Consider the following 2,982-nt stretch of genomic DNA (forward strand, 5'->3'; position numbering starts at 1 on the left):
CTGCCTCCTGCTCTTTGATCATCCCGATAATCTGCGCTTCGGTGAAACGGCTTTTCCTCATGTCGTCTGCTCCTTCAGGTTGGGCAGACTCTACATCACAGCGAGGGAACTTCCGGGGGGCAGGTCAGGCCTTCTAACCTCCCTCTCGCCTGATCCCCATCAACCACAAACCCTGATCCTCGACGAAGTCGACATCGGCGCAGCCGATGTCCATCAAACAATAGAAAGGAACCAAATGTCCCACCAACTGATCAACTTCAACATTCCAACGGGTCTGAAAGACACCTTGGATGAAATTGCGAAAGCCAAGCGGCTCAGCCGAACGGCAATCATCAACCAGCTTTTGGAGGGCTATTGCCGGACAGCTTTGCAGCAGCCGGCAATACAACCAAAAACCAATCGCCAGTCCGCCAAGCAGGACGAGGATGATGGACTGCCATTGCCTCCCCTATTGGCCCATCATGACCGTTTTGATGGAGGATGGTAATATGGACCAGCATCAAGTTTCCCAATTGGATCAACTTGGCGTCGAGGAAGATCTTCTCGGCTACAAGGATCATGAAGCCAAATTGCTTTCGGAGACATCCCGACCCCAAATCATCAACCCAAGGACCATGCGGCTGAACCGATACGCCATCAGAGACAGGGTCGAGATCGCCATCAGGGAAGCGTTGAGGCGGCTTTGATGTGACCTTGATCGCTATCCAACACGTTCGAGATGCTTCCCTTCAGCTTTGCTGGAGGAAAGCCGACCTTTGGTCGTCCGCTTGGATGCTATCAAGATAGTTTTTGACGGTCTGAGGGTGCCATCTGCCTCCTGTCGCCGTTGGCACCCTTTGATCGTTCAGCCATCGGGCAGCCGCTGAAATCGATCCTGCCTTGGTGACAGCCATCCTCAAAGTATCGGCATTTTCCATTGCGAATTTCCGGCGATTTTCCCGGCGTGTCGAGGCGATCTGGCTGGCATTCAGGCCAAGTGCCGTCCCCCGGTTCTTGGCCGCTTTCAGCGCGGCTTTCGTCCGTTCTGAAATCTGTCGTCTCTCTTCCTCGGCAAAGCAGGCCAGCAGGTGGAGGAAGAAGGTGTTGACGTTAGGATGCTCGCAGACAACCAGCTCAACGCCCTGATCGATGATCCCCGAGATGAACGAGACCTTCCTCGAGAATCGATCCAGCTTGGGGATCAGCAGTTTCGACCTGGTCTTCTTGACGAGGTTGATCGCCTTCCACAGCTTGATGCGATCATCCTTCTTTCCCGATTGGATTTCGGTGAACGCATCGATCACGGTATCGCCGGGCTGAAGGAACGCCTCAACCATCGCGCGTTGCGCATCAAGGCCAAGTCCTGACCTTCCCTGACGCTCGGTCGACACGCGGTAGTAGACAACATAATCGGTCATCGGCATCCTCCATCCACGACAAACGTTGGTCTGTCGTGGACGGACGTCAGGGATCAGAGGGCTGAGGGCAACGGACAGGTGAAGACGAAGTGACCAACTCGAAAGACCAGCTCGACGGATCGCCCCCGAGCAAGAAGAAGAGCCGACCTCCGAAGCCCCAAACTGCTCTGAGGGGGTTCCTTTCCAAATCGCTCAACCAAACGACCCGTGAGAGAATTTTCTTCAACCGTTTGGCGTTCGACTTGAAAATCGCCGCAGCCCGTGTCGGCTATCACATGCACCTGTACGAGCCTGATGTGGATCGGGATGGATTCGACATAATCGTGGAGGACGGCGAGACAACCCGATACCTTCAACTGAAGGCCGTCCTGTCGAGTGCCGACAAAAATTACTGGCAGATAAGCGTCGATCTGTTGCGCCCAAGGCCGGACGTGGCTGAATTCTATGGGAAAGCGCCAGTCGAGGGTGGTCGAGGTGGCGGCGTTATTTTGATCGAAATCGACGACGAGAACGAGGATGGGAATGTCACCTACAGTTACACGGACTACGACTTCCTCGCAGCAATTGCACAGGGCTATCTTGTTGAGAAAAAGCTTCTCAAAAGTGGGAAAGAACGGTTTGAACCGGGCTACACGGAACAAGCCGAACGAGCATTGAACCGGGTTTGGAGCGCAAAACGGTCGGAAACGGTTGACATACTACGCCGCCAATTCCTTCGGCTGACGGATGCAAACGCTTTACTTGAAGTGATCGGTCTCACGTCCAAGGGGCACTTCGACGTCAAGTTCTTGAGGGGCGGATACGGTGCCTATGAAATCGAGGCTGGAGGCGCGGTCAAAACGCCGTTTGAGCTTGATGAACGGGCAGTATCAACCTTCTATCACCTACGGCGGTTGACCGCCCTTCAGCAATCCGCTGGCCCCGTGCGCAAAGGGTTCTCACGGTTTCATATCCCGGACGTGAAGATTCCCCCGGATATCCATGACTAGTTGGATGCCAGTCGCTTCAACCTATGAGGGAAACCGCTTCGTTCGATGCAAGAAACTCCTCCACCTTCAGTTCCGGGAATAGCATTTCCTTCAGCAGCGACAGCTTTTCCCTCGCCTCGGTTGTGTTTGGAACTTGCCCCGGCGTGAATAATTTCTTTTTCCTATCGTTTTCGATATCCGCTTGCTTGCATGGAATTCCTATGACCTCGTCCAGAAAACGTGCCAGCAGCTTTGCCGTCAGCTTCCCATCCGAAAGAATGATCAGGTCATCTTGCCAAATCTGGTGGTGTCTATGTGCCCCTGCCGCTCGGTGTTTCTGAGCGACCGCTATTTGCTGGCGCAGCCGTTTTATGTTCCCGTCTTCACGACGAAGATACTTTCCAGCCTCACCTTCAAGCGATGACGTGTTCTCATGGAACGCGGAAAACACTTTGAGGTCGTGAACGGCTTTCAGGCAGCGCGGGCTGGACTGCGTGTTCCACGCGATGGTGGACAGTCAATCCATGGGATGATGGGCGCGGATTCCACGCGAAGGTGGGCAGTCTTTCCACGGGATCGTGGGCAGGTTTGACCGGCAATCAAACGGCATAGGCTCC

The 2,982-nt window shown here is 54.4% G+C and carries 5 protein-coding genes; 3 read left to right on the forward strand and 2 right to left on the reverse strand.

What is annotated here, in order from left to right; all coding sequences use genetic code 11:
• A partial coding sequence (locus G4Z14_RS18630; protein ID WP_164628451.1) for a ribbon-helix-helix domain-containing protein occupies nt 1–487 on the forward strand: 487 nt, incomplete at its 5' end.
• Nucleotide 488: 1 nt separating this feature from the next.
• Entirely contained in the window at nt 489–686 is a 198-nt protein-coding gene (locus G4Z14_RS18635) for a hypothetical protein (RefSeq protein WP_164628452.1), read from the forward strand.
• Between the two features lie 42 nt (nt 687–728).
• Here the strand turns inward: G4Z14_RS18635 and G4Z14_RS18640 are convergent, their stop codons facing one another.
• Nucleotides 729–1,397: a recombinase family protein gene (locus tag G4Z14_RS18640; RefSeq protein WP_164628455.1), complete on the reverse strand. Its 669-nt coding sequence runs from the start codon at nt 1,395–1,397 to the stop codon at nt 729–731.
• 89 nt (nt 1,398–1,486) lie between these two features.
• On the opposite strand from G4Z14_RS18640, the gene G4Z14_RS18645 reads away from it, so the two are divergent.
• A complete protein-coding gene (locus tag G4Z14_RS18645) occupies nt 1,487–2,386 on the forward strand; it encodes a hypothetical protein (RefSeq protein WP_164628457.1) in 900 nt (299 codons plus the stop codon).
• Between the two features lie 16 nt (nt 2,387–2,402).
• On the opposite strand, the gene G4Z14_RS18650 is transcribed toward G4Z14_RS18645, so the two are convergent.
• Complete coding sequence (locus tag G4Z14_RS18650) at nt 2,403–2,816, reverse strand: hypothetical protein (protein WP_164628459.1); 414 nt, start codon at nt 2,814–2,816, stop codon at nt 2,403–2,405.
• Nucleotides 2,817–2,982 lie beyond the last annotated feature (166 nt).

It is taken from the genome of Tabrizicola oligotrophica, from assembly GCF_011008935.1.
GTDB lineage: Bacteria > Pseudomonadota > Alphaproteobacteria > Rhodobacterales > Rhodobacteraceae > Tabrizicola_A > Tabrizicola_A oligotrophica.